Below are 25,029 nucleotides of genomic sequence, written 5' to 3'. Positions count from 1 at the left end.
ATCAGGTTGACCTCAAGTCGAGTTGAGCTTTTATGGTTTATTTGCATGAACATGAAACGTGCCGGTCGTCGCGAGTGGACCGGTCTGGCCGTCCTGATCCTGCCGACCCTGTTGATCTCCATTGACGTCTCCGTCTTGCACCTGGCCGTCCCCGCGCTGACCGAGGATCTGCGGCCCAGCGCCGCCCAGCTCTTGTGGATCAACGACATCTATGGCTTTCTCATCGCCGGTTTTCTGATCACGATGGGCAACATCGGCGACCGGATCGGCCGCCGCAAGCTGCTGCTGATCGGCGGGGCCGCCTTCGCCGCCGCCTCCGTGCTGGCCGCCTACGCGCCCAGCGCCGAGTCGCTCATCGCCGCGCGCGCCCTGCTCGGCGTCGCCGGCGCCACGCTGATGCCCTCGACGTTGTCGCTGATCAGGAACATGTTCCACGATCCGGCCCAGCGCACGACCGCGATCAGCCTGTGGATGACCGGCTTCACCGCGGGCATGGTGCTCGGGCCCGTCGTCGGCGGGGCGCTGCTGGAGAACTTCTGGTGGGGTTCGGCGTTCCTGCTGGGCGTGCCGGTCATGGCGATCCTGCTGGTCGCGGGGCCGTTGCTGCTGCCCGAGTACCGCGCGCCGAGCAGCGGCCGCGTCGACGCGGCCAGCGTGGTGCTCTCCGTCGCCGCCGCGCTGCTGGCCATCTACGGGGTCAAGGAGATCGCCACGTACGGCCCCACCTGGCCGGCCGCCGCCACCCTCGTCGCCGGCCTGGCCCTGGCCGCCGTGTTCATCCGCAGGCAGCGCAGACTCGCCGACCCGCTCCTGGACATGAAGCTGTTCGCCGAGCGCCGGTTCAGCGCCGCGCTCGGGACGCTCATGCTCGTCATCCTGATCGGCCCGCCGCTGGGCCTGCTGGCCGGGCAGTACCTGCAGCTCGTCGAGGGCCTGTCCCCGCTGCAGGCGGGGTTGTGGGCGCTGCCCCCGAGCGTCGCCGTGATCATCGGCTTCCTGGTCGCGCCGTTGCTGACCAGGAAGATCCGTCCCGGGTACGTGGCCGGCGCCGGGCTGGTCGTCGGCGCGGCGGGCGTCGCCCTGCTCACCCAGGTGGACGCGGGAGGCGGCGTCGTGCTCCTGGTCGGCGGCCAGGTGCTGTTCTTCCTGGGCGCCTCGCCGCTCCTGGTCGTCGGCACCGACCTGGTCGTGGGCGCCGCGCCGCCGGAGCGCTCAGGATCGGCCGCCGCGCTGTCGGAGACCGGCCAGGAGTTCGGCGGCGCGCTGGGGCTGGCCGTCTTCGGCAGCATCGCCGCCGCCGTCTACCGGGGCAGCCTGGAACTGCCCGACGGCGTGTCCCCGCGGGCGGCGCTCGACACGCTGGGCGGGGCCCTGTCCGCCGCGCGGGACCTCCCCGCCGCCACGGGGACCGCGCTGGCGAGCGCCGCCCGCGAGGCGTTCACCACCAGCCTCAACGTCGCCGCCGGAGCCGGGGCCGTGGTCCTCCTGGCCGCCGCCCTGCTGTCGGCCGTGGCCCTGCGCATGGTCCCGCCGACAAGCGCACAGCCCGGCGAGGAGCTGGAACGCGCCCCGGAGGAGACGCCCGTTCCTGATCAGGTGGCCCGGTAGGCCAGGTCGAGAACGTCGGACAGGGGCAGGGCGGCGCCACGGGCGCGAGCCGACATGTACGGCTGCTCGCCCAGCCCCGCCAGCGCATGGGCGGCGATCCGGTCGACGTCGCCCCGCTCGCCCGGCGGCAGCGGCGCCCCGGAGCCCTCCCGCAGCGCGGTCGCCTGCCCCAGCAGCACCGCCGCCTGCTCATGCCGTCCCTGGAGCGTCCTGGCCCCCGCCACGCCCTCCAGGGACAGCGCGATCGCCCGGGGATCACCCACGGCCCGCGCCGCCGCCAGCCCGTCGAGGTGCGAGGCGACCGCCACGTCCGCGTGCACCAGCACAGCGGCCCGCGGATCAGCACCGAACCCCGCACCACCGTGGCCGGCACCGAACCCCGCACCACCCTGACCGGCGGCGAAGCCCAAACCGCCCTGACCCGTGCCGAAGGGCGCGTTGTCCTGGCCGGTCAGGACGGCGTGGCCGCGTAGTTCGGCGATGAAGCCGAGCTCGGCCAGGATCAGCGCCGCCCCCGGCTCGCCGGCCACCTCGCGCACCCAGCCCAGCCAGCGCCGCAGGTGCCGCTCGGCGTCGTCCAGCCGCCCCTGCCGCCGGGCCGACAGCGCGAGACCGACCTCCGCGTCCTCCTCCGCCGGCCGGTTGGCCTGCTCGACCGCGCGCCTGCGGGCCCGTTCGTGGTAGTCGTCGGCCAGCGCGTAGTCGCCCTCCAGCAGCGCGATCCGCCCGAGCTTGGACAGGATCGAGGTGACGTCGCTCCACAACCCGAGCTCCTCGGCCACCCGCAGCCCCTCGCGCCGCAGCTCGGCCGCCCGCGCGTAGTCGCCGACGATCTCGGCCAGCGAGCTGAGCACCTCGGTGGCCCGCGTCTGCCCCCACCGGTCACCGGCGAGCTTGAACAGCTCCAGGCTCCGCTCGGCGTCGGCCCGCAGCTCGGCCAGCTCACCGCGCATCATCGCCCGCTTGGCCCGCACGCTGAGCGCGGCGGCCTCGCCCCAGGTGTCGCCGATCTCCACGAACGTCTCCAGCGCCGGGCCGATCAGCGAGTCGCTGCACTCCGGGCTCTCGAACCCGAACAGCGCCATCCCCAGGAACCACCCCAGCCTGGCCCGCTGCCCAGGATCGTCGATCTTGCCCAGCTCGGCGGGATCGAGGTCGACGGGATCGCCCATCGACATCGCCACCCCGGCCCACCACATCCGCGTCTGCGGCTCCTCGGCCAGCGACAGCGCCGTCTCCAGCGACCGGCGCGCCTCGCCCAGCCTGCCGCGCAGCACCCAGTACCAGGCCAGCGCCCGCACCAGTCGATGCGCCTGCCCGGCCAGCCCCATCGCGGCCGCGGTGTCGAGCGCCGCGCGCAGGTTGGCGGCCTCGGTGTCGAGCGTGTCGAGCCAGCGCTGCTGGTCGTGCCCGCGCAGGTACGGCTCGGCCCGCTCGGCCAGCGCGACGTGGTGGTCGAGGTGGCGCCGGCGTACCAGGTCGGACTCGCCCGCCTCCGCCAGCCGTTCGGCCGAGTAGGCGGCGACGGACTCCAGCAGCCGGAAGCGCGCCCCGCCCACCACGAGCGAGCGGTCGACCAGCCTGGCCAGCAGGTCGAGCACGTCGTGGCCGGGCTCCGCGCACACCTGCTCCGCCGCCTCCAGCGTGCACCCGTCAGCGTGTACGGCCAGCCGCCGCAACACCAGCCGCTCCGGCTCCGACAGCAGATCCCAGCTCCAGTCGATCATCGCCCGGAGCGTCCGCTGCCGCGCGGGCGCGTCCCGCATCCCGTTGCTGAGCAGCTGGAACCGGTCGTCCAGCCGGTCGGCGAGCTGGCGCGGGGACAGGGCGCGCGCCCGCGCGGCGGCCAGCTCGACCGCCAGCGGGATCCCGTCGAGGCGGGCGCAGATCTCCGCCACGGCCGCGTCACCGGCCAGCCCGCCGCCCGCGCGGACGCTGAACAGCTCGATCGCCGCCTCCGGCGCGAGCGGCGGCACGCTCCAGGCGCTCTCGCCGCTGACGCGCAGCGTCTCCTGGCTGGTGGCCAGCACGCGCAGCTCGGGCGCGGCCTGCAACAGGTGGCGGGTCAGCGGCGCGACCTGCTCGACCACGTGCTCGCAGTTGTCCAGGACGAGCAGGGCGCGCTTGCCGGACAGGGCGGCGGCGACCCGGTCGGCGACGGATCCCTGCCCGTGGTCGGGGAGCCCGAGCACCTCGCCCACGATCGCCGCCACGCACCGGTCGTCGCGCCGCGCGCGTACGGGCGCCAGCTCGACCAGCCACGTGCCGTCGGGGAAGGCCTGGGCCGAGGCGGCGGCAGCGGCCAGGGCCAGCCGGGTCTTACCGACGCCGCCGGGGCCGGTGAGCGTGACCAGGCGGTTGTCGGCCAGGAGCGCGCTCACCTCGGCCACCGCCTCGTCGCGGCCGATGAGGTCGGTGAGCGGGGCTGGCAGGTTGCTCTGGGCGCGCGTGGGCGCCTGCAGGGCCGGGTCCTGGCGCAGGATCCGGGCGTGCAGGTCGGCGAGCTCGGGTGACGGGTCGAGGCCCAGCTCTTCGGCCAGGCGTTCGCGCAGGTCGGCGTAGGCGGCCAGGGACTCGCTCTGGCGGCCCTGCCGGTAGAGGGCGCGCATGTGCGCGGCGCGCAGCCGCTCGCGCAAGGGGTGCTCGGCCACCAGGTCGGCGACCTCGACCGGTTCGCCGAGGGTCAGCCGCACCTCGGCCAGTTCCTCCAGGGCGGACAGGCGCTGCTCCTCCAGCTTGGCCGCCGCCGGGCGCACCACGTCGTGGTCGGACTGACCGGCGAAGGCGGGCCCGCGCCACAGGGCGAGCGCCTGGACCAGCGCGTCGGCCCGTGTCCGGGCGTCGGGGGCGGGCGCGGCGAGCAGCGCCTGGAAACGTTCGGCGTCGACGGCCTCGGCGGGCACGTCGAGCACGTATCCGGCGGCGTGGAACTTGATCGCGTCGCGGTCGGCCAGCGCCCCGCGCAGCTGGGACACCTTGACCCGCAGCGCGGCGAGGGCGTCACGCGGCGGCCGCTCGCCCCACAGCTCCTCGACCAGCCGGTCGGCGGAGACCGGCCGCCCGCGGTGCACCAGCAGACCCGCCAGCAGCAGCCGGACCTTCGCCTCCCGCACGGTGAGCGGCTCCCCGGTGGCCGCCCACACCTCCAGGGGCCCCAGCACCCCGAACCGCATAATCCCCCCATAACTCGCTCAGAAGCCGACCATAACCCCACGCCAGCACGCTGGAGCCATGACTGAGATTTCGATCGTCGGCCTGGGCCTCATGGGCACCGCGCTCGCCGAGACCCTGCTCAAGGCCGGGCATGAGGTCACCGTATGGAATCGCACCGACAGTAAGACGGAACCCCTGGTCGCGATGGGTGCCAGGCGGGCCGGGAACCTCGCGGGGGCGGTGCGGCCCGGGTCACTGGTGATCGTGTGCGTGCTCGACTACGACACCGTCCACGGGCTGCTCGGGGAGACGGATCTGCGGGGGGTGACGCTGGTCAACCTGACCAGTGGGCGGCCCGAGGAGGCCCGCCGTACCGCGGAATGGGCCGGAGCGCGCGGGGCCGACTACCTCGACGGCGGCGTGATGGCGGTTCCCCAGATGATCGGCGCGCCCGGCGCGCTGATCCTTTACAGCGGCTCCAGGGAGGTGTTCGACCGCTTCGCCGAGCCGCTGGGGCAGCTCGCCGAGGCGCGGTTCGTGGACGCGGACCCGGGGCTCGCGCCGCTGCTGGACATGGCCCTGCTGACCGGCATGTACGGGCAGATCGCGGGCATCACGCAAGGGTTCGCGCTGGTGCGCTCGGCCGGTCTGCCGCTGGGCGACTTCGCCTCGACGCTGCTGGTGCCGTGGTTGCGCGCGATGGGCGAGCTGGCGCACCGCTGGGCGGAGGAGGTCGACGCCGGGCGATGGGGTACGGATGTGGCCAACCTGGGCGTGAACAAGGTCGCCCTCGACAGCATCGCGCTGGCCATGCGTGAGCAGGGCATCGAGGGCAACCTGCTGGCCCCGTTCAAGCACCTTGTGGACAAGCGGGTCGCCGACGGGCATCCGGACCACGGCCTGCAGAGCCTCGTCGAGGAGCTCCGCCCCGGCCGTTAGCCGAAGGCGGCCAAGGGGATGGAGATCCAGGAGGGGCGGTTGCGCGCTTCGTAGACCACCTCGTAGACGGCCTTGCCCAGCTCGAAGGCGCGCAGCAGCGGCTCCTGGGTCGCGTCCAGGTTGCCGCCGCCGCTCCTGTACCCGGTCAGGAACGCCTTCCGGTTGTGCGCGGACCAGTCGGCCGCCCGGGGCTCCAGGCGGTCCGCCTCGGGGTGGCCGGCCAGCAGGTGGCGGGCGGCGTAGTCGAAGGAGCGCAGCATCCCGGCCACGTCCCGCAACGGCGAGGACAGGGCCTTGCGCTCGCCCAGCGGCTGGCCGGGCTCGCCCTCGAAGTCCAGGATGATCCACTCGGTGGTCGTACGCATAACCTGGCCGAGGTGGTAGTCGCCGTGCACGCGCTGGATGGGCACCTCGACGGCCACCTCGTCCAGGTCCTGGAATGCGGCCTCGATCGGCCCGGCGTGCTCGCGCAGCACCGGCACCTCCGCGATGGCCCGGCCCAGGCGGCGGCGGAGGTCCTCGGCCATGCGCTTGATCTCGTGCGGCTCCACGGTCGAGGTCGGGAACGCGGCGGCCAGCTCCCCGTGGATGCGCGCGGTGGCGGCGCCCAGCCGCTCCGCCTCGGCGGCGAAGTCGCCGCCGGCCTCGGCGGCGAGCACGCGCTCGCCGGACTCGGCCACGGGCTCGGGCATCGCGTAGAGATCGCGGACGCTGGCGAGGGCCAGGTCCCAGCCGTCGTTGGCGGTGGACAGGAACTCCTGCATGATCGCGAACGTGGTCGCGGTCCCGTCGAGCTCACCCTCGATCCACCCGTACGGCTGCGCGATGTGCGGCGCGTTCCTGGCCGCCAGGGCCCGGACGATCTCCAGCTCGGGGTTCACGCCGGGGATGAGCCGCCGGAAGAGCTTGCAGATGTACGCGTCGCCGTACACCAGAGAGGTGTTGGACTGTTCGGCGCCCAGCACGAGGCTGCGCGGGGAGGTGTCGACGGCGACGCCGGGGACGTGGCGCAGGCGCAGGCCACCGGTGGAGGCGTTGCGGGCCATGCCGTCGAGCAGCCAGCCGGTGCGGTCGGCGTCGTGCGCCGCGTCGTAGTGGTACTTGTCGCCGATGACGCCGATCAGGGCGTGCGACAGCCTTTCCGGGAGTTCGTCACGGATGCCGAGCAGGAGCTGGTAGCGCTCGCGGGAGCCGTCCTGCCAGACCGCGAAGATCACGTGCTGGAGTCCGGGCTCCAGCTCGACGTCCGCGTCGACCGACACCGAGTCGATCGGGCGCCCCTTGCCGCCGAACCAGCGCTGCTGTGGTAGCCATGCGGCAAGGAGCTGCTCCAGCACGTCTTACTCCTCCTGGGCTCTGGCCGGTGGGAGAGTGAACCAGTAGAACCCATGCCCAGGAAGCGTCAAAAGATACGGAAGTTCGCCAATCGGTGGGAAAGGTACCCCGCCCATGGTCTCGACCGGTGAGACGCCGGTGAATCTGCGCAGGTCAAGCTCGACCGGCTGAGGGAAGCGCGAGAGGTTGTTGACGCACAACATGCGGTCGTCGCCCAGCTCGCGCACGAACGCCAGCACGCTCGGGTTGGAGGAGTTCAGCTCGATGAACTCGCCCAGGCCGAAGACCGGGTGCCGCTTGCGGATCTCGATCATGCGCTTGGTCCAGTGGAGCAGCGAGCCGCCGTTCTTCTGCTGGGCCTCGACGTTGATGGCCTGGTAGCCGTAGATCGGGTCCATGATGACCGGCAGGTAGAGCCGCCCCGGGTCGCAGTCGGAGAAGCCCGCGTTGCGGTCGGGGTCCCACTGCATCGGGGTGCGCACGCCGTCGCGGTCGCCGAGCCAGATGTTGTCCCCCATGCCGATCTCGTCGCCGTAGTACAGCACGGGCGAGCCGGGCAGTGACAGCAGCAACGCCGTGAACAGCTCGATCTGGTTGCGGTCGTTCTCCAGCAGCGGTGCCAGGCGCCGCCGGATGCCGACGTTGGCGCGCATGCGCGGGTCCTTGGCGTACTCGGAGTACATGTAGTCGCGTTCCTCGTCCGTGACCATCTCAAGCGTCAGCTCGTCGTGGTTGCGGAGGAAGATGCCCCATTGGCAGTTCTCCGGGATCTTCGGCGTCTGGGCCAGGATCTCGGAGATCGGGTAGCGCGACTCCCGTCGTACCGCCATGAAGATGCGCGGCATCAGCGGGAAGTGGAAGGCCATGTGGCACTCGTCGCCGCCGCCCACCGGGTCGCCGAAGTACTCCACCACGTCCGACGGCCACTGGTTGGCCTCGGCCAGCAGGACGCGGTCGGGGTAGAGGCGGTCGACCTCGGCCCGCACCCGCTTGAGGTAGGCGTGGGTCTTCGGCAGGTTCTCGCAGTTGGTGCCATCCTCCTCGAACAGGTAGGGGATGGCGTCCATGCGGAACCCGTCGATGCCGAGGTCGAGCCAGAACCTCAGGACCTCCAGCATCGCCTCCTGCACCGCCGGGTTCTCATAGTTGAGGTCCGGCTGGTGGTGGAAGAAGCGGTGCCAGTAGTACTGGCCGCGCACGGGGTCGTAGGTCCAGTTGGACGTCTCGGTGTCGATGAAGATGATCCGGGCGCCCTGGTACTTCTCATCGTTGTCGTTCCAGACGTAGAAGTCGCCGAACGGGCCCTCGGGGTCGTGCCGGGAGGCCTGGAACCAGGGGTGGGCGTCGCTGGTGTGGTTCATCACCAGGTCGGCGACGACCCGCATGCCGCGCTTGTGCGCCTCGTCGACCAGCTTCACGAAGTCCCCGAGGTCCCCGAACTCCGGGAGGATCTTCATGAAGTCGGCGATGTCGTAGCCGCCGTCGCGCAGCGGCGACTCGTACAAGGGCAACAGCCACAGACAGTCGACACCCAGCCACTGAAGGTAGTCAAGACGCTGGATGAGGCCCTTGATGTCGCCGGTGCCGTCTCCGTTGGAGTCGGCGAAACCCCGGATGAGCACCTCGTAGAAGACCGCGCGCTTGTACCAGTGGGGGTCGCGGGGCTTTTCCTCGTCGAAGGTGTTGGGGATGGCAGCGGAGTTCACGGTGTCTGACAAGTTGGACTCCCCGAAAGGCTTCGTTACCTGTGAGCCGCTCGCACGGTGAAGATGTGCGCCGGGTGGATATGGGGGTCGAGGCGCACGTAGTTCTGCTGCCGCCACCGGTACGACTCACCTGTGAGCTCGTCGTCCACGACGAACTCGGCGTTCCAGTCGAGTCCGAGGGCGGGCAGGTCGAGTTCGACCGTCGCCTCATGGGTGTTGTGCGGATCCAGGTTGATGACCGCCAGAACGACGTCGCCCAAACTCTGCCGTCGTGTGGCCGCGTCATAGGCGCCAGGGAGTCGCTTCGAGAAGCAGACCATGTCCGGGTGGTCAACCCTGTGGAACTGTAGATTACGCAATTCCTGAAGTGCTGGGTGAGCTCTTCGGAACAAATTCAGATGGGTGATGAAGGGGGCGAGACTGCGGCCTTCTCGCTCGGCTGCCACCCAATCGCGTGGTCTGTACTGATATTTCTCACTATCTAGGTATTCTTCGCTGCCTGGCCGTACCGGGACGTTCTCCGCGAGCTCGTACCCCGAGTAGACGCCCCACGTGGGCGAGCACAGCGCGGCGAGGACGGCGCGGATCTTGAACGCGGGCACGCCCCCGTGCTGCAGGTACTCGTGCAGGATGTCCGGAGTGTTCACGAACAGGTTCGGCCGCAGGTAGTGCGAGGTCTCGCCGGACAGCTCCGTCAGGTAGCTCTCCACGTCCTGCTTGGAGTTCTTCCAGGTGAAGTACGTGTACGACTGGTGGTACCCGATCTTCGCCAGCGTCTGGAGCATGGGCGGCCTGGTGAACGCCTCGGCCAGGAAGACCACGTCGGGGTCGGTCGTGTGGACGTCGGCCAGCAGCCGCTCCCAGAACGCCACCGGCTTGGTGTGCGGGTTGTCCACGCGGAAGATCCGCACCCCGTGGTCCATCCAGTGCCGCAGCACCCGCTTGACCTCGGTGTAGATGCCCTCGGGGTCCCTGTCGAAGTTGAGCGGGTAGATGTCCTGGTACTTCTTGGGCGGGTTCTCCGCGTACGCGATCGTGCCGTCCGCCCGGATCGTGAACCACTCCGGGTGCTCCTTGACCCATGGGTGGTCGGGGGCGCACTGCAGCGCGAAGTCGAGCGCCACCTCCATCCCCAGCTCGCGGGTGCGGCCGACGAACTCGTCGAAGTCCTCGATGGTGCCGAGGTCGGGGTGGATCGCGTCGTGGCCGCCGTCCTCGGAGCCGATGGCCCAGGGGGAGCCCGGGTCGTCGGACTCGGGGGTGAGCGTGTTGTTGCGCCCCTTGCGGAAGGCGTGGCCGATCGGGTGGATCGGGGGCAGGTAGACGACGTCGAAGCCCATGCGGGCGACGGCGGGCAGGCGTTTGGCGGCGGTCTGGAAATTTCCGGACTTGCTGATGCCGGCGGCGTCCACGATCGCGCCCTCGGACCGGGGGAAGAACTCGTACCACGAGCCGTACAGGGCCCGGCGCCGCTCCACCCTGATCCGCTGCTGCTTGGAACGCGTCACCAGGTCGCGCAGCGGGTGGGCGGCCAGGAGCGCGGCGGTCTCCGGCAACTGGGCGATCGACAGCCGCGCCCGGGGGTCGAGGTCCTCGTCGCGCAGGGTCGCCGAGACCGACAGCAACGCCACCCGGTGCCCGCACGGGCTCTCGCCGGGCGCGCCCGCCGCCGGCGTGTCGTCGGCCGCGGAGGCGGAGGAGGCGGAGGAGGCTGAGGTGGTGCGGGCGGGGCGCGTCGGGTGGGGACAGTCGGCCGGCCGTACGGCGCGGGCGGCGCGCTCGAACAGGCGCGCGCCCTCCTCGCACATCAGGTCGCTGTCCATCCCGCGCGGGATCTTGATCCCCGCGTCGTGCAGCCACGTGGCGATCGGGTCGCTCCACGCCTCCACGCGGAACTGCCAGTCGCCCTCGTCGGCCAAGGTGACGGGCACCGCCCAGCGATCGGTCCCCTTGCCCTGTTCGAGCATGGGTCTCAGCCGCCCGCGCAGGCCGTCGGGCGAGGTGAGCACGACCCCGGCCGCCACGGCGTCGTGTCCCTCCCGGAACACGGTGGCGGAGATCTCGAAGGTCTCACCAGCTACCGACTTGGCGGGCCATTGCCCGCATCCGACGACAGGCTGGATGTCCGTGATGGGAATTCGTCCGATCATCGCTTCCGTTCTCATGGCTCGGGTCCGCGTAGAGCAGATACGTGGCAGGAACGATCCTTGCATCTCGATGCGGGAGGCGGCGGAAGCCACCCAAGTGTGTCCCGGGGACGGCCATATGGGGGAGTTGCCCCAATAGTCCCGCTTCATGCTTGTGGTCGGAAGGGGGTTTGAAGGGGTATGCGCACGGTGAGGGACTCAGAGGTCCCGATCACCTCGTGCTCGCCCCTTCGACGCCCTAGGGTTCCCAACGTGAGAGCTATCCGCAGGTTCACCGTCCGCACCGTCCTGCCCGCGGAGCTGGCCGCACTCGGCGAGCTCGTCCACAATCTCCGCTGGTCATGGCACCCGGAGACGACGGACCTGTTCGCCGAGGTCGACCCACAGCTGTGGCGTCAGGTCGGGCACGATCCCGTCGCCCTGCTGGGCGCCGTCGACCCCGCCAGACTGCGCGAGCTGGCCGCCGACCGCCGATTTCTGCGCCGTCTCGCCGACGCCGCCGACGATCTGCGCGAGTACATGACCGCGCCCCGGTGGTACCAGACGCTCTCCGACGCGCCGCGCGCCGTCGCCTACTTTTCTCCCGAGTACGGCATAGCCGCAGCCCTGCCCCAATACTCCGGCGGCCTCGGCATCCTGGCCGGCGACCACCTGAAGGCCGCCAGCGACCTGGGCGTGCCCATCCTGGCCGTCGGCCTGCTCTACCGCCACGGCTACTTCACCCAGTCGCTGTCCCCCGAGGGCTGGCAGCTGGAGCACTACCCCTCTCTCGACCCCGGCGGCCTGCCGCTGACCCTGCTCAAGGACGTGCGCGTCCGCGTCGGGCTGCCCGGCGGGCGTACCCTGCACGCCCAGGTCTGGGCGGCCCAGGTGGGCCGGGTGCCGCTGCTGCTGCTCGACTCCGACGTGGCCGAGAACGACGCCGCCGCCCGCGACGTCACCGACCGCCTCTACGGCGGCGGCACCGACCACCGCCTCATGCAGGAACTCCTGCTCGGCATCGGCGGCGTACGGGCCATCCGCGCCTACTGCGAGAGCACCGGCCACCCCGAGCCCGAGGTCTTCCACACCAACGAGGGCCACGCCGGATTCCTCGGCCTGGAGCGCATCCGCGAGCTGACCGAGGCCAGGCTGAGCTTCGACGAGGCCCTGGAGGCGGTACGCGCCGGCACCGTCTTCACCACCCACACCCCGGTCCCCGCGGGCATCGACCGCTTCCCCGTCGAGATGATCGAGCGGCAGTTCGGCGGCGACAACGCCTGGCCGACGGTCCCGGTCGACCGCATCCTGGCGCTCGGCGAGGAGGCGGAGCCCGACCGCTTCAACATGGCGATCATGGGCATGCGGCTGTCCCAGCGGGTCAACGGCGTCTCCGAGCTGCACGGCGAGGTCAGCAGGGAGATGTTCCACACCCTGTGGCCGGGCTTCGACCTCGACGAGATCCCGATCGGCTCGATCACCAACGGCGTGCACGCGCCGACCTGGGTGGGCCGCGAGCTCATGGAACTGGCCGGCCGTGAGCTGCCCGCCCTGATCGAGCGGGCCCAGGGCTGGGAGGGAGTACAGAAGATCCCGGACTCCGAGATCTGGTCGATCCGCGGCATCCTGCGCCGCCGCCTGGTCGAGGGCGCCCGCGAACGGCTGCGCGCCTCCTGGCGGGCCCGCGGCTCCTCCGACGCCGAGCTCGGCTGGATCGACGAGGCGCTCGACCCCGACGTGCTGACCATCGGGTTCGCCCGCCGCGTGCCGTCCTACAAGCGGCTGACGCTCATGCTCTCCGACATCGAACGGCTGAAGACCCTGCTGCTCGACCCGGACAAGCCCGTGCAGATCCTGATCGCGGGCAAGGCCCACCCGGCCGACGAGGGCGGCAAGAAGCTCATCCAGCAAATCGTGACCTTCGCCGACGCCGAGGACGTGCGCCACCGCATCGTCTTCCTGCCCGACTACGACATGGCACTCGGCCAGTTGCTCGTCCAGGGCTGTGACGTCTGGCTGAACAACCCGCTGCGCCCGCTGGAGGCCAGCGGCACCTCGGGCATGAAGTCGGCGCTGAACGGCGGGCTCAACCTGTCGATCCGCGACGGCTGGTGGGACGAGTGGTACGACGGCACGAACGGCTGGGCCATCCCCACCGCCGACGGCGTCACCGACCCCGACCGCCGCGACGAGCTGGAGGCGGCCGGCCTCTACGACCTCATCGAGCACCAGGTCGCCGACCGCTTCTACGACCGCTCGCCCGAGGGCCTGCCCAGACGCTGGCTGGAGATGGTCAAGCACACGCTCGCCTCGCTGGGCCCGAAGGTGCTGGCCGGCCGCATGCTGCGCGACTACGTGGTCGGCCTCTACGCGCCCGCCGCCGCCTCGGCCCGCGCCCTGTCCGCCGACGGGTACGCCCCCGCCAAGTCGTTCGCCGCCTGGCGGTTGCGGGTGACACGGGCCTGGCCGGGGGTGAGGGTCGAGCACGTGGAGGCGTCGGGCGTCGGCGACACGCCCGAGGTGGGCGCCGCGCTGGAACTGCGCGCCACGATCGCGCTGGGCGACCTCGACCCCTCCGACGTCATGGTGGAGGCGGCCTACGGCAGGGTCGGCCCGCACGACGAGCTGATCCACCCCGGTTACCTGGAGCTCACGCTCGACGGGGACCCCGGCGACGACGGCCGCGCCCACTACACGGGCACGATCCCGCTCGACAACACCGGCGCCTTCGGCTACACGGTCCGCGTGGTGCCCTCACATCCGCTGGCGGTCGCGCGGGCCGAACTCGGGCTCATCGCCGTACCCGAGGAACCCGCGGGTATGACGAACGGCACACTGCGCTGACATTGGCCCCATAATCGTTTTTGTGGACGACAGTCGCGACGGCATGCGTGCCGACACCCTGGTGGCCACGGTCCGAGGTGTGCTGCCGTCGCTGACGCCCGCCGCCCAGACCGTGGCCCGGCTGATCCTGGAGGATCCCGCGACCGTGGCGCGCAGCACGATCACCGAGCTGTCGGCCGCTTCCGGCACCAGCGAGGCCACGATCGTGCGGACCGCCCGGCTGCTCGGATTCGCCGGTTACCCGCAGCTGCGCCTGGCGCTGGCCGCCGCCGCGGCCCAGCCGGACCGGCTGGTGCCCGGCGACCTGGCCCCCGACGATCCGCTGTCGGAGGTCATCCACAAGGTCGCCAGGGCCGAGTCCGAGGCGATCAACGACACCGTGGCGCAGCTGACCTCCGAGCGGCTGGGCCTGGTCGTCGACGCGATCGTCGGCGCCCGCCGGGTGGACGCCTACGGGGTCGGCGCCTCCGGGCTGGTGGCCATGGACATGGCGCAGAAATTGCTGCGCATCGGCATGTCCAGCCACGCCTTCCAGGACGCCCACCTCGCGCTGACCAGTGCCGTCCTGCTCAAGCCCGGCGACGTGGCGATCGGCATCAGCACCTCGGGGGAGACGCCCGACGTGCTGGAGCCGCTGGGACGGGCGGGCGAGGCCGGGGCCACCACCGTCGCGATCACCAACAACCCGCGCTCGTCCATCGCGGAGCTGGCCGAGCACGTGCTGATCTCCGCCGGGCGGGAGACCGAGTTCCGCCCTGCCGCCATGGCCAGCCGCATCAGCCAGCTCGTCATGGTCGACTGCGTGTTCGTGGGCGTGGCCCAGCGCACGTTCGACTCCTCGCAGGAGGCGTTGCAGAGCACCCGGCAGGCGGTCGCGGAGTTCGTCAAGAAGCGCTAGCCGGCGCTGGTGAGGTCGAGGCGGGCCAGCTCGCGGCGGTTGCCGACGCCCAGCTTCGGATAGGCCTTGTACAGGTGGTGCTCCACCGTGCGCTTGCTCAGGAACAGCTGGGCGGCGATTTCCCGGCTGCTGTGGCCCTCGGCGGCCAGCCGTACCACCTGGAGTTCCTGGGCGGTCAGGCGGTCGCGCGGATGGGCCGCCGTCGCCTCGGCCACCGGGACGCCGTCGCCGGTCGCCCGGAGTTCGGCGCGGGCCCGCTCGGCCCAGGGGGCGGCGCGGAGCCGTTCGAAGATCTCCAGAGCGGAGCGCAGGGGTGTGCGGGCGTCACTGCGCCGCCTGGCCCGCCGCAGCCACTCGCCGTAGAGCAGTTCGGTCCGCGCCCGCTCGAACGGCCGCCCCGGCCCTTCCCGATGCAGCCGTACGGCCCGCAAGAACAACTCCTCAACCCCAGCCCCGGCACCTTCCCCAGCCCCGGCCCCGGCACCCACCCCGGTCCCGGCACCCTCCTGGTTCCCGGCCCCCGTGTCCTTCCCGGCCTCGGGACCCTTTCCGGCTCCGGTTCCGGAGCCGGTCATCCCCGATTCGGTCACCCCCGGTCGGGTTGTCCCCGAGGGGGTTGCCCCTGAGGCGGTCATCCCCGAGGAGGTGGGCAGGGTGGGGTCGGTGGTCAGGGCTTGGCTTCTGGCGGCCACTGCCAGGGCCCAGGGCTGGCCGGTGGCCTCGGCCCAGGCGGTGAAGCGGCGCAACGGGGCCTGGGCGCGGTCGGGGCGGCCGAGCCGTACCGCGGCCTCGACCTGGTCGGCGGCGGCGGTGATGAGGTCGAGGCCGTTCGCGCCCGGCCCGCGCCAGGCGGTCTCCACCCGGGCCAGGGCCGACTCGTAGTCGCCCAGGCCCAGGTCGAGGAGGCTGAGGGTGATGGCGGTGCCGGCGTGTTCCTCGTCGGGCGCCTGGGCGGCGAGGTCGCGGCAGGTGTCGGCGTCGCCCTCGATGGCGGCGATGCGCGCGGGCACGGCCTTCAGCCACGGCAGGTCCTGGGGCAGCCCGGTGTCCCTGATGATCTCCGCCGCCTCGGCCACGGCCATCTCGGCCTCACGGTGCAGCCCGGCGCGTACCTGCGTCTCGGCGAGCACCCGCAGCGCCTCGGGAAGGGCGCCCACGAGGCCGCGCTCGCGGCAGCGGGCCACCTCGGCGGCGGCCAGCGCCAGCGTGGCGGCGTCGTCGCCGACGATCACGCCGGTGTACATGGCCTCGGCGGTCCTGTCCGCCTCCGGCTCGGCGAGGAACCCGGCCAGCTGCGGCAGCGCGCCGGCGTAGTCCTCGTCCATGAGCCGCGCCAGCCCGTACACCATGGGGTCGGGCCGGCCGATCTCGCGCAGGCCCGCGGCGGCGGTGCGCACCGCCGCGGACTCGCACGAGAACCACGCGTACGTCGCGCCCGCGCGCAGCATCTCGGCCGCGCGGTCCGTCTCGGCCTGCCCGGCCCGCTCCATCAGCAGGTGCACGGCCCGCCCCCGCTCACCCAGCTCGAACAACGCGGCCGCGCGCACCTGGGCCAGCTCGGCGGGCCCGGTCCCGTGCGAGGTCCTGGCCAGCTCCTCCGCCTGCTCGCTCAGCTCCGCCGCCTGGGCCGGATGCCCGGCGCTGAGCGCGGCGCCGGCGGCGTGGCCCAGGTTCGCGATCTGGGCGGCGTCGCCGGGGGACAGGCGGGCGGCCTGGCGGTAGAGACGTACGGCGGCGGAGTACGCGCCGCGCCCGAGCGCCCTTCCGGCGGCGTCGGCCACCTCGGCGGCGACGTCCTCGTCGGGCGCGGTGGTGGCGGCCGACAGGTGGTGAACCCGGCAGTCGGCGGTGACGCTCGCCTGGGCCAGCGCGCGGTGGACCTCGACCCGGCGGGCCATCGGCGCGCCCTGGTAGGCGGCGGTGGCGATCAGCGGGTGCCGGAAGGCGAGCGTGTCGTCGATCACCTGCACCAGCCCGGCCCGCTCGGCCGCCTCCAGGTCATCGAGGCCGACGCCCAGGACCTTCCCGGCGTTCACCAGCATCGGCAGGTCGCCGCGTCCTTCGGCGGCCGCGATGAGCATCATGCGCCGCGTACGCTCCGGCAGGTTCACGATCTGGGCGCGGAAGGAGCTGAGCACCCGGTCGGCCACGTGCAGGTGGACGGAAGCGGCCGGCCTGCCGCGCTGGGCGGCGGCGAACTCGATCAGCGCCAGCGGGTTGCCCGCCGACTCTTCGATCACGTGCCGGCGCATCGCGGCGGCCAGGCCGTGCTCGGTGAGCAGCCCGGCCGCGCTGGCCGCGTCGAGCCGGGAGGGCCGCACCTCGGCCAGCCCCGCGGCGGGGAAGCCGTCCTCCCGCGTGGCGAACACCAGGGCCACGCCCTCGGCGGCCAGGCGCCTGGCCGCGAACAGCAGCGCCTCCGCGCTGGCCTGGTCGAGCCACTGGGCGTCGTCCACCAGGCACAGCAGCGGCTCGTCCTCGGCCAGGTCGGCCAGCAGGCTCAGGGTCGCCAGCCCGGTCAGGAACCGGTCGGGGGACGGCGCGCCGCCGCCGTTCAGCACGGCCTCCAGCACGCCGGCCTGCGGGGCCGGCAGGTGGTCGAGGCGCTCGCGAACCGGCCACATCAGGCGGGCCAGCCCGGCCAGCGCCAGGTCGGCCTCTTGCTCGATCCCGGTCACGCGCAGCACGCGGACCCCGGCCGCCTGCCGTTCCGCCCAGGCGAGGAGCGCGGTCTTGCCGATGCCGGGCTCGCCGCGGATCACCAGCGCGCCGCTGCGCCCGTCGCGTGCCCGCGCGATGAGATCCGCGAGCCCGGCCTGCTCGGTGGTCCTGCCGTAGAGCACGCGTCCTCCTAAGTACACGGACCAGTAAACCGTACGGATTCGTCGGTGATTCCGCCGCTCGTACGGTCGTGGCCGGCCCCGTTGACGCAGGAAGAGGTTGTGATGAACGAGTTGTTCGAGCCGGTGACCGTGGGAAGACTGGAACTTCCCAACCGGCTCTTCATGTCCCCGATGACCCGCAGCCGTGCCGCCGAGGGCGCGGTGCCCACCGACATGGCCGTCGAGTACTACGCCCAGCGCGCCGCAGCCGGATTGATCATCTCGGAGGGTACGCAGCCCTCGGTGATCGGCCAGGGCTACATCGACACCCCCGGGCTGCACTCCGAGGAGCAGATCGCGGGCTGGCGCAAGGTCACCGACGCCGTGCACGCCCGCGGCGGCCGGATGTTCGCCCAGCTGATGCACTCCGGCCGGGTCGGGCACCCGTGGCTCTACCCCGACGGCGCGCTGCCGCACGGTCCGTCGGCCATCCCGTCGGGTGAGCGGCTCTACACCCCCGAGGGCATGCTGGAGCACCCGGCGCCCAAGGAGATGACGCTCGCCGACATCGCCGCCACCGTGGACGACTTCGTCGCCGCGGCAGGGAACGCCCTCGCCGCCGGGTTCGACGGGGTGGAGTTGCACGGGGCGAACGGCTACCTCATCCACCAGTTCCTGTGCGGCAGCGCCAACGCCCGCACCGACGCGTACGGCGGCAGCGTGGACAACCGCATCCGCCTGGCCGTCGAGGTCGCCCAGGCGGTCGGCGACGCCATCGGCCCGGAGCGGGTCGGCTTCCGCATCTCCCCGCTCAACCCCAGCAACGGCATCAGGGAGCGGGACTCCGACGAGCTCTACCCGGCGCTGGCGCGCGCCCTTTCCCGGTACGGCCTGGCCTACCTGCACATCATGGAGTGGGACAGGGAGCTGACCAAGGTCATCAGGGCCACGTGGCCGGGGACGCTGATCCTGAACCCGAAGGCCGAGCCCGGCGCCCGGTCAGGCACCCCCGAGCAGGCGGCCGCGGCGCTGCGCGAAGGGCTGGCCGACGCCGTCACGCTCGGGTCGTACTGGCTGGCCAACCCCGACCTTCCGGCCCGGATCAAGGCGGGCGGGCCGTACAACCTGGCCGATCCGGCCACGTTCTACGGCGGCGACCACCGCGGCTACACCGACTATCCCGCCCTCATCGGGTGAGCGGCGGGGCGGCGCGGCCGCCCCGCCCGGTGGTCAGGCCCAGGACAGGGTCACGTCACTGGCCTTGACGAACATCACGCGATGCCCGAACTGGATCTGGTAGTAGAGCGTCTTGCCGCGCACCACCTTGTGGGTGGAGGGGTCGATGGTGACCGCGCGGTAGTACTCGCCGAACTGGGCGCCGCCGAAGCTGTACTTCTCGCCCGCGGAGAACGTGTACATCAGCGGTGTGATCGGCTGGTACGGGATGTCGGCCGGGTAGGCCTCCTGCTCCGGGTAGGCCCTGCCGTACACGGGAACGGTCGCGAGGCCCTTCTTGGGTGTGACGACGAGCCCCATGGACGGGATCGCGGTCGGCGCCGAGGCGGGGTTGTGGAACCAGGCCTTCTGCCCGAGGTACCAGATGGCGGTCCACTCGCCCTGGCGATCGGCCACGGCGTAGCGCTGGCCGGTGACGGCGCGGGCGCTGTGGTCGTAGACGCTGTAGATGGACCTTCCCGCGCCGCGCTTGCCGATGTCGTCCACGAGCGGCCCGTCGGGGCGCGGCTCCTTGCGCAGCCAGACGGTGGCGGCGCTGGTGGGTGGGCAGTCGAGTTCGGGCTGCTTGCGGTCGCAGCCGTAGAAGTACGGCTTGTTGGTGGCGAAGTCCGGCTTGATCATGACTGTGCCCGCGTTCGGGCCGCCGAAGGGGTGGAACGGCGCGCCGAGCAGTTTGAAGTAGCGGTCCCAGTCCCAGAAGGGCCCGGGGTCCTCGTGCATGCCCCGCACGGTCGTCGGCAGGGTGCCGGGCACGTTGTCGTGGCCGAGGATGTGCGCGCGGTCGAGCGGGACGCCGTGCCTGAGGGCGAGGTACCGGACCAGTTTGGCGGAGGTGCGGTACATGGCCTCGGTGTACCAGGAGCCGCGCTCGGCGAGGAAGCCCTCGTGCTCCAGGCCGACGGACTTGGCGTTGACGTACCAGTTTCCGGCCTGCCAGCCGACGTCCTTGGTCTTGATGTGCTGGGCGATGTGCCCGTCGTTGGAGCGCAGCGAGTAGTGCCAGCTGGCCGCGCGGGCCGGGTTCAGCAGCAGGTCGATGGAGGGCCGCCAGTACCCCTCCATGTCGTGGATGATGATGTAGTCGACCTTCTGGTTGAAGGGCCGGTTCGAGGTGTCGAAGTTGCCGTAGTTGCCGTTGGGCAGTTCGGCCTGCTTGGCCGGGATCCACTCACAGGAGATCGTGGGCGGGCACTCGACGCCGTCGCGGCGCGGGGGCTTGAGCCCGAGCTTGTCCAGCCACTCCTTGATGGCCCCGAGCCCGGGTACGCCGGTGAGCCTGACCTGCTGGCCGTCGTCGGTGGTGCGCTCGGCGCCCTGCTTGATCGTGGTGTAGACCTCGTCGGCGAAGAACTGGGCGGCTTCCTTCTCCTCCGCGCCCGAGTAGCGGGCGACCGCGCCGTACCACTGGGCCGGGTCGTCGCTGAGCGGGGCTCCGAGCGCCTTCTGGTAGGAGGCCAGCAGCGCCGCGCCGCCGCGGATGTTGGCGGCCGGATCGGTGCGCAGCTTCTCGTGGGTCTCGCCGGTCAGCTCGGCGGCCTTCTCCATGGTCCGCAGCGACTCGGGGATCTCGGCCGGGGCGGGCGGAGCCTCCTCGCGCGGGGGAAGGGGCCTGCTGTCGTCGCCGCGCGGGTCCTCCTCGCCCTCTTCATGGTGGTTGGAGCCGGTGTAGGCGGCGGCGTCCGTCAGATGCATGGGGCCGAATCCGGCGTCGCTGCTGGGCCGGCCGGTGTTGGCGTCCCAGCGCGACTCCAGGTACGAGACGCCGAGCAGCACGCTCGCCGGCACCTGGAACTCCTTGGCCGCCGCGGCGAAGGCCTGCTGCCGGTCGGCGGGTTCGTCGGCGTGGGCCGCCGGAATGTTGAGTAACGGGAGCAAGGCGACGATCGCCAAGGCTCTGCGCATTCACTGCTCCTTGGACTGGGGGGCTTCAGGTGGAGTCAGCGTCTCAACATTTTCCTTCTCGGGCGAGAGTTTTGCGAAGGAATTTTTCACTAGTTAACGTCTCATAAGCTGATCGGCTGTGACGAGTGCGGATCTGGTGATCCTCGGAGCGGGTCCGGCGGGGCTGACGGCCGCTTGGCGGGCCGCCGCGCGCGGCCTGTCGGTCGTGGTCCTGGAGCGCGCGGACCACGTCGGCGGGCTGTCGGCCGGGTTCGAGGTCGCGGGCGTGCGCGTGGACCACGGCAGCCACCGCCTGCACCCCGCCACGCCGCCGCGCCTGCTGGCCGCCCTGCGCGGGCTGCTCGGCGCGGACCTGCAGCTCCGGCCGCGCAACGGGCGGCTGCGAGTGGCGGGACGGTTCGTCGGGTTTCCGCTCCGGGCGGGGGAGCTGGCGCGGCGGCTGCCGTACCGGCTGCTGGGGGGTGTCGCCCGCGACGCCCTGACCTCTCCGCTGCGTGTACGGCCGGCCGCCGGCACCTACGCGGAAGTCCTGCGCGCGAGCCTGGGACCGGCGCTGTACGGCGCGCTCTACGAGCCTTACGCCCACAAGCTCTGGGGCCTGCCCGGCGAGGAGATCGACGGCGACCAGGCACGCAGACGGGTCACCGCCGACAGCCCGTGGAAGATCGCCCGCGGAGTCCTGCGCGGCGCCCCGAACGGCCAGGGCAGGGTCTTCCACTACCCCAGGCGCGGTTTCGGCCAGATCGTGGAAGCGCTGGCCGACGCGGCGAGCGCCGCCGGAGCCGAGATCCGGCTCGGCACCGCCTGCACCCGGGTGTCCGGCGGCGTCGTGCACGCGGGGCGGGAGATCCGTGCCGGGCACGTGTTCTCGACGATCCCGATGCCGCTGCTGGCCAGGCTGGTCGAACCCGGCCCCGGACCGGGGGTGCTGAGCGCGGCCGCCCGGCTGGAGTTCCGGGCGATGGTGCTGGTCTACGCGGTGCACGAGGGCGGCAGGTGGACCCCGTACGACGCCCACTACCTCCCGGACGCGGGCACCCCTGTCACCCGTGTCTCCGAGCCCGCCAACTACCGCGTCAGCGCCGCCGATCCGGCCGATCGCAGCGTGCTGTGTTTCGAGATCCCCTGCCAGGTGGGCGACGAGATCTGGACATGTGACGACTTCTCGGGGCTGGTCGCCGAGTGCCTGTCCCGCTCGGGGCTGCCGCCGGTCAACCTCGCCGGGATCGAGGTACGCCGCCTGCCGCACGTCTACCCGGTCTACCGCACCGGCTACGCCGGGCACCTGGCCGGTCTCGACGCCTGGGCGGGCGGCGTGGAAGGGGTCACCACGTTCGGGCGGCTCGGGCTGTTCGCCCACGACAACACCCACCACGCCATGGCCATGGCCTACGACGCGGTCGCCGCCCTGACCGCCGGGGGCTGGGACGGCGCCGCCTGGTCGGCGGCGCGCGCCCGTTTCACCCGGCACGTCGTGGAGGACTGATCAGCCCGCCACCGCCGCCTCCAGGCCCTTCACGTCGATCTTCGCCATCGCGAACATGGCCTGCATCGCGCGCTCCGCCCTGGCCGGGTCGGGGTCGCTGAGCAGGCGCGGCAGCGCCTTCGGGATGATCTGCCACGACACCCCGAACTTGTCCTTGAGCCAGCCGCACCGGCCCTCCGAGCCGCCGCCCTCCAGCAGCTTGCCCCAGAGCTCGTCGACCTCTTCCTGGGTCTCGCACTCGACGTAAAGCGAGATCGCCTCGTTGAACGTGAACTGCGGGCCGCCGTTGAGCGCGAGGAAGCGCTGGCCTTCCAGCTCGAAGGTCACGATCATCGGCGTGACGTCGACGACCTGGGAGTTCTTGAAGATCGAGACGTAGTGGCTCGCGGCTTCCTCGGCCTGGTTGTTGAACCAGAAGTAAGGGGTGATCTTCTGCATGACGTGCTCCTCTCTTGTGTCTGTATAGTCGCCAATCGGAAGTAACCCCAGGTAGTGCCGCATTCACCGATCCCGCGTGAAGGATTCACAGTGATCCGTGTGCTGATCGCAGAGGACGTCCGCATCCTCAGGGAGACGCTCACCGCCGTCCTCGCGCTGGAGGACGACCTTGAGGTGGTGGCCGCCGTGGAGCGCGGCGACCAGATCGTCCCCGCGGCCGTGACCTACGCCCCCGACGTCGCCGTCATCGACATCGACCTGCCCGAACTGGACGGCCTCACGGCCGCCGCGCAGCTGCGCGAGAATCTGCCGTCCTGCGCCGCGCTGGTCCTGACCGGGCTGGCCAAACCCGGATACCTGCGCCGGGCGATGGCCTCGGGCGTCAGCGGCTTCCTGCTCAAGCACTCGCCCACCGGCGACCTCATCGACGCGATCCGCAAGGTGCGGGCGGGCGAGCAGGTGGTCGACCCGCAGCTCGCCCTCGCCGCGCTGCGCAAGGTCGACAACCCCCTGGCCGCGCGGGAGGTCGACGTGCTGCGCCAGGCCGCCACCGGCGCCGAGCCCGACGAGATCGCGGTACGGCTGTCGCTCAGCCGGGGCACGGTACGCAACTACCTGTCGTCAGCCGTCATGAAGCTCAACGCGCGTAACCGGGTGGACGCGATCAGGATCGCCGCCGACGAGGGCTGGATCTAGCGGCAGCGCCGCCGCCAGCGCGAACGTGTCCGGCCCGGTCTCGACCGACAGCTGCCCGCCCAGGATCTCGACCCGTTCGCGCAGGTTGCCGAGTCCCGATCCAGGCTCGTGGGCGGGGGCGCGTACCCCGTCGTTGGCCAGGCGCAGCCCCACCGTCTCGTCGTCCACCGCGAGCACGAGCGTGCCGTGGCGGGCGTCGCTGTGCCGCAGCACGTTCGTGACCGCCTCGCGCAGCACGGTCGCCAGCACGGCGTCGTGCGTGTCCGGCAGGCGCGCGGCGGAGACGTCCGCGATCAGCTCGACGCCCGCGGCGGCCAGCACCGCGCGGGCGGAGGCGATCTCGTCGGCCAGCGCGATCGTGCTGTAGCCGGAGGCGACCGAGTCGATGTCGGACAGCACCTGGCGGGCGGCGTCAAGACCGTCGGCCAGCTCCCGCCTGGCCGCCGCGGGATCGCGGCCCAGCAGCCGCACGGCCAGCTCGGCCTTCAGCACCACCACGGAAAGGCCGTAGCCGAGCAGGTCGTGCAGGTCACGGGCGAAGCGCAGCCGCTCGCGCGCCACCTCCACCCTGGCCAGCTCCATCCGCGCCTCGTGAATCTGGGCGGCCAGCCGCGCCATGCGCCACAGCGCGTAGACGATCAGCGCCCGCTCGGCGATGTAGACCAGGCCGTAGGCCGTGTCGAGCGCGTTGTCGGCCCAGCCGGTGATCGCCGCGTGGTAGTAGAGGTCGCCGAGCATCGCCGCCGCCGCGATCGCCCACCGCAGGCGCCCCGGCACCAGCGCCAGCGCCGCGCCCGGCAGGTACGCCGCCACGTACCAGAGCTTCGGCCCCAGAGCCAGGCTCGGCAGATAGGTGACCAGCACCAGCGCCGCCAGCACCCACGGCCAGTACCGGTCGGTACGCAGGCACGCCCGCAGGTGCAGCCCGACCATCAGCACCAGCGACGCCCCGAACAACGCCAGCAGGCCGGGCGGCGGCGTGGCCAGCGTCACCTGCCGCAGTTCCCGCGGCACGATCATGAGCAGGATCGTCACCACCACCAGCACCGACGCCACCCGGATGGTCAGGTCGGCGGCCACCGGACGGCCGCGCGCCGCCTCGCGGGTGGTGTGCGAGACCGACCTGACCTCGGTCAGGGCCAGCCGGGCCGTGCTCAGCCCCGTGTCGAGCTCGTGCCGGGCGCGTTCCTGGTCCTCGGCGGCGAGTACGGCCTCGCCGTGCCCGACCACCCGCTCCAGCCCGGCGCCGACCCGTTCGTTGAGCTCCTCGGCGAAGGCCAGCCGTTCCCTGGCCACCACGGCCGCGGCCAGCCCCGCCTGGGTGCCGCGCAGGTCGGCGATCAGGTCGGTCAGGCGGACGACGCCGTACAGGGCGATGCCCACGAACGCGGTCTGGCCGATCGCCACGTACAGGCCCTCGGTCACCGCCGGGCGCACGGTCAGGGTGGAGGCGAACTGGGCCGCCAGCACCAGCGCGAACCCGCCCCACTTCGGCCACGGCCGCCGGAACAGCAGCAGCATGGCGGCGGCCAGGAAACCGGTGTTGCCGTACCAGGTGGCGGGGAACAGCAGCAGGCCGGCGCCGGTCAGCACCACCTGGACGGCCAGCGTCCAGGGCCAGCCGCGGGGCCTGCGGCCGTCGGCGCGCCGTACGCAGTTGCGCAGGTGCAGCGCGAACAGGACGGTGAGCAGGGTGTAGGCCAGCGCCTTCATCGGCGCGGGGTCCTTGGAGTACACGATGCCGATGACCCCGCCGAAGGCGAAGCCCGCGCTGACCCCGGCCGCCACGAGCCGGGCCAGGCGTAACGCCGGTGCGTTCATGGGGCCGCAGGGTAGAGGC

At 72.0% G+C, this 25,029-nt stretch carries 15 protein-coding genes; 7 read left to right on the top strand and 8 right to left on the bottom strand.

Going from position 1 to position 25,029, the window contains the following annotated elements:
• Positions 1-45 precede the first annotated feature (45 nt).
• The gene (locus tag ACIBHY_RS28220; protein WP_397308156.1) at positions 46-1,608 is read left to right on the top strand and encodes an MFS transporter; all 1,563 of its coding nucleotides are present in this window, start codon (positions 46-48) and stop codon (positions 1,606-1,608) included.
• Here ACIBHY_RS28220 and ACIBHY_RS28215 read toward each other — a convergent pair.
• Entirely contained in the window at positions 1,593-4,781 is a 3,189-nt protein-coding gene (locus ACIBHY_RS28215; RefSeq protein ID WP_397308155.1) for a BTAD domain-containing putative transcriptional regulator, read from the bottom strand. The genes ACIBHY_RS28220 and ACIBHY_RS28215 overlap by 16 nt on opposite strands.
• Positions 4,782-4,839: 58 nt before the next feature.
• Here ACIBHY_RS28215 and ACIBHY_RS28210 point away from each other — a divergent pair, with 58 nt between their 5' ends.
• Complete coding sequence (locus ACIBHY_RS28210; RefSeq protein ID WP_397245184.1) at positions 4,840-5,700, top strand: NAD(P)-dependent oxidoreductase; 861 nt, start codon at positions 4,840-4,842, stop codon at positions 5,698-5,700.
• Here the strand turns inward: ACIBHY_RS28210 and ACIBHY_RS28205 are convergent.
• From ACIBHY_RS28205 to ACIBHY_RS28195, 3 genes are read right to left on the bottom strand one after another with little or no spacing between them, the layout of a single operon-like run.
• Positions 5,697-7,037 carry a phosphotransferase gene (locus ACIBHY_RS28205; RefSeq protein ID WP_397245182.1) on the bottom strand — a complete coding sequence of 447 codons (1,341 nt, stop codon included), beginning with the start codon at positions 7,035-7,037 and terminating at the stop codon, positions 5,697-5,699. The two genes, ACIBHY_RS28210 and ACIBHY_RS28205, sit on opposite strands and share 4 nt — an antisense overlap.
• Before the next feature lie 3 nt (positions 7,038-7,040).
• Positions 7,041-8,753 (bottom strand): maltose alpha-D-glucosyltransferase, encoded by a 1,713-nt coding sequence (treS, locus tag ACIBHY_RS28200; RefSeq protein ID WP_397245180.1) that lies wholly within the window; start codon positions 8,751-8,753, stop codon positions 7,041-7,043.
• A gap of 23 nt (positions 8,754-8,776) precedes the next feature.
• Positions 8,777-10,891 (bottom strand): alpha-1,4-glucan--maltose-1-phosphate maltosyltransferase, encoded by a 2,115-nt coding sequence (locus ACIBHY_RS28195; RefSeq protein WP_397308154.1) that lies wholly within the window; start codon positions 10,889-10,891, stop codon positions 8,777-8,779.
• Positions 10,892-11,140: 249 nt separating this feature from the next.
• Between ACIBHY_RS28195 and glgP the strand changes: the two genes are divergently transcribed.
• Positions 11,141-13,711, top strand: a complete 2,571-nt coding sequence (glgP, locus tag ACIBHY_RS28190) for an alpha-glucan family phosphorylase (RefSeq protein ID WP_397308153.1) — start codon at positions 11,141-11,143, stop codon at positions 13,709-13,711.
• Positions 13,712-13,733: 22 nt separating this feature from the next.
• Positions 13,734-14,609, top strand: coding sequence for a MurR/RpiR family transcriptional regulator (locus tag ACIBHY_RS28185; RefSeq protein ID WP_312896764.1), 876 nt, complete (start codon positions 13,734-13,736; stop codon positions 14,607-14,609).
• On the opposite strand, the gene ACIBHY_RS28180 is transcribed toward ACIBHY_RS28185, so the two are convergent.
• Positions 14,606-17,452: an AAA family ATPase gene (locus tag ACIBHY_RS28180; RefSeq protein WP_397308152.1), complete on the bottom strand. Its 2,847-nt coding sequence runs from the start codon at positions 17,450-17,452 to the stop codon at positions 14,606-14,608. The two genes, ACIBHY_RS28185 and ACIBHY_RS28180, sit on opposite strands and share 4 nt — an antisense overlap.
• Before the next feature lie 102 nt (positions 17,453-17,554).
• On the opposite strand from ACIBHY_RS28180, the gene ACIBHY_RS28175 reads away from it, so the two are divergent.
• A complete protein-coding gene (locus tag ACIBHY_RS28175; RefSeq protein WP_397245171.1) occupies positions 17,555-18,628 on the top strand; it encodes an alkene reductase in 1,074 nt (357 codons plus the stop codon).
• Between the two features lie 33 nt (positions 18,629-18,661).
• Here the strand turns inward: ACIBHY_RS28175 and ACIBHY_RS28170 are convergent, their stop codons facing one another.
• Entirely contained in the window at positions 18,662-20,569 is a 1,908-nt protein-coding gene (locus tag ACIBHY_RS28170; RefSeq protein WP_397308151.1) for an N-acetylmuramoyl-L-alanine amidase, read from the bottom strand.
• Between the two features lie 118 nt (positions 20,570-20,687).
• Here ACIBHY_RS28170 and ACIBHY_RS28165 point away from each other — a divergent pair, with 118 nt between their 5' ends.
• Entirely contained in the window at positions 20,688-22,055 is a 1,368-nt protein-coding gene (locus tag ACIBHY_RS28165; RefSeq protein WP_397245167.1) for an FAD-dependent oxidoreductase, read from the top strand.
• Here the strand turns inward: ACIBHY_RS28165 and ACIBHY_RS28160 are convergent, their stop codons facing one another.
• Entirely contained in the window at positions 22,056-22,493 is a 438-nt protein-coding gene (locus ACIBHY_RS28160) for a VOC family protein (protein WP_397245165.1), read from the bottom strand. It lies immediately after the preceding gene.
• 90 nt (positions 22,494-22,583) lie between these two features.
• Between ACIBHY_RS28160 and ACIBHY_RS28155 the strand changes: the two genes are divergently transcribed.
• Entirely contained in the window at positions 22,584-23,189 is a 606-nt protein-coding gene (locus ACIBHY_RS28155; RefSeq protein WP_397308150.1) for a DNA-binding response regulator, read from the top strand.
• On the opposite strand, the gene ACIBHY_RS28150 is transcribed toward ACIBHY_RS28155, so the two are convergent.
• The gene (locus tag ACIBHY_RS28150) at positions 23,115-25,010 is read right to left on the bottom strand and encodes a histidine kinase (protein WP_397308149.1); all 1,896 of its coding nucleotides are present in this window, start codon (positions 25,008-25,010) and stop codon (positions 23,115-23,117) included. The two genes, ACIBHY_RS28155 and ACIBHY_RS28150, sit on opposite strands and share 75 nt — an antisense overlap.
• Positions 25,011-25,029: the final 19 nt, after the last annotated feature.

Source organism: Nonomuraea sp. NPDC050547 (genome assembly GCF_044457345.1).
GTDB lineage: Bacteria > Actinomycetota > Actinomycetes > Streptosporangiales > Streptosporangiaceae > Nonomuraea.
Note: the sequence above shows the minus strand (reverse complement) of the source record. Positions and strands in the feature narration are given on the sequence as shown.

Excerpts from the sequence above, each read along its gene's own strand:
- ACIBHY_RS28220 (WP_397308156.1), top strand. The coding sequence starts at position 46 with ATGAACATGAAACGTGCCGGTCGTCGCGAGTGGACCGGTCTGGCCGTC.
- ACIBHY_RS28215 (WP_397308155.1), bottom strand. The coding sequence starts at position 4,781 with ATGCGGTTCGGGGTGCTGGGGCCCCTGGAGGTGTGGGCGGCCACCGGG.
- ACIBHY_RS28210 (WP_397245184.1), top strand. The coding sequence starts at position 4,840 with ATGACTGAGATTTCGATCGTCGGCCTGGGCCTCATGGGCACCGCGCTC.
- ACIBHY_RS28195 (WP_397308154.1), bottom strand. The coding sequence starts at position 10,891 with ATGATCGGACGAATTCCCATCACGGACATCCAGCCTGTCGTCGGATGC.
- ACIBHY_RS28175 (WP_397245171.1), top strand. The coding sequence starts at position 17,555 with ATGAACGAGTTGTTCGAGCCGGTGACCGTGGGAAGACTGGAACTTCCC.
- ACIBHY_RS28170 (WP_397308151.1), bottom strand. The coding sequence starts at position 20,569 with ATGCGCAGAGCCTTGGCGATCGTCGCCTTGCTCCCGTTACTCAACATT.
- ACIBHY_RS28160 (WP_397245165.1), bottom strand. The coding sequence starts at position 22,493 with ATGCAGAAGATCACCCCTTACTTCTGGTTCAACAACCAGGCCGAGGAA.
- ACIBHY_RS28150 (WP_397308149.1), bottom strand. The coding sequence starts at position 25,010 with ATGAACGCACCGGCGTTACGCCTGGCCCGGCTCGTGGCGGCCGGGGTC.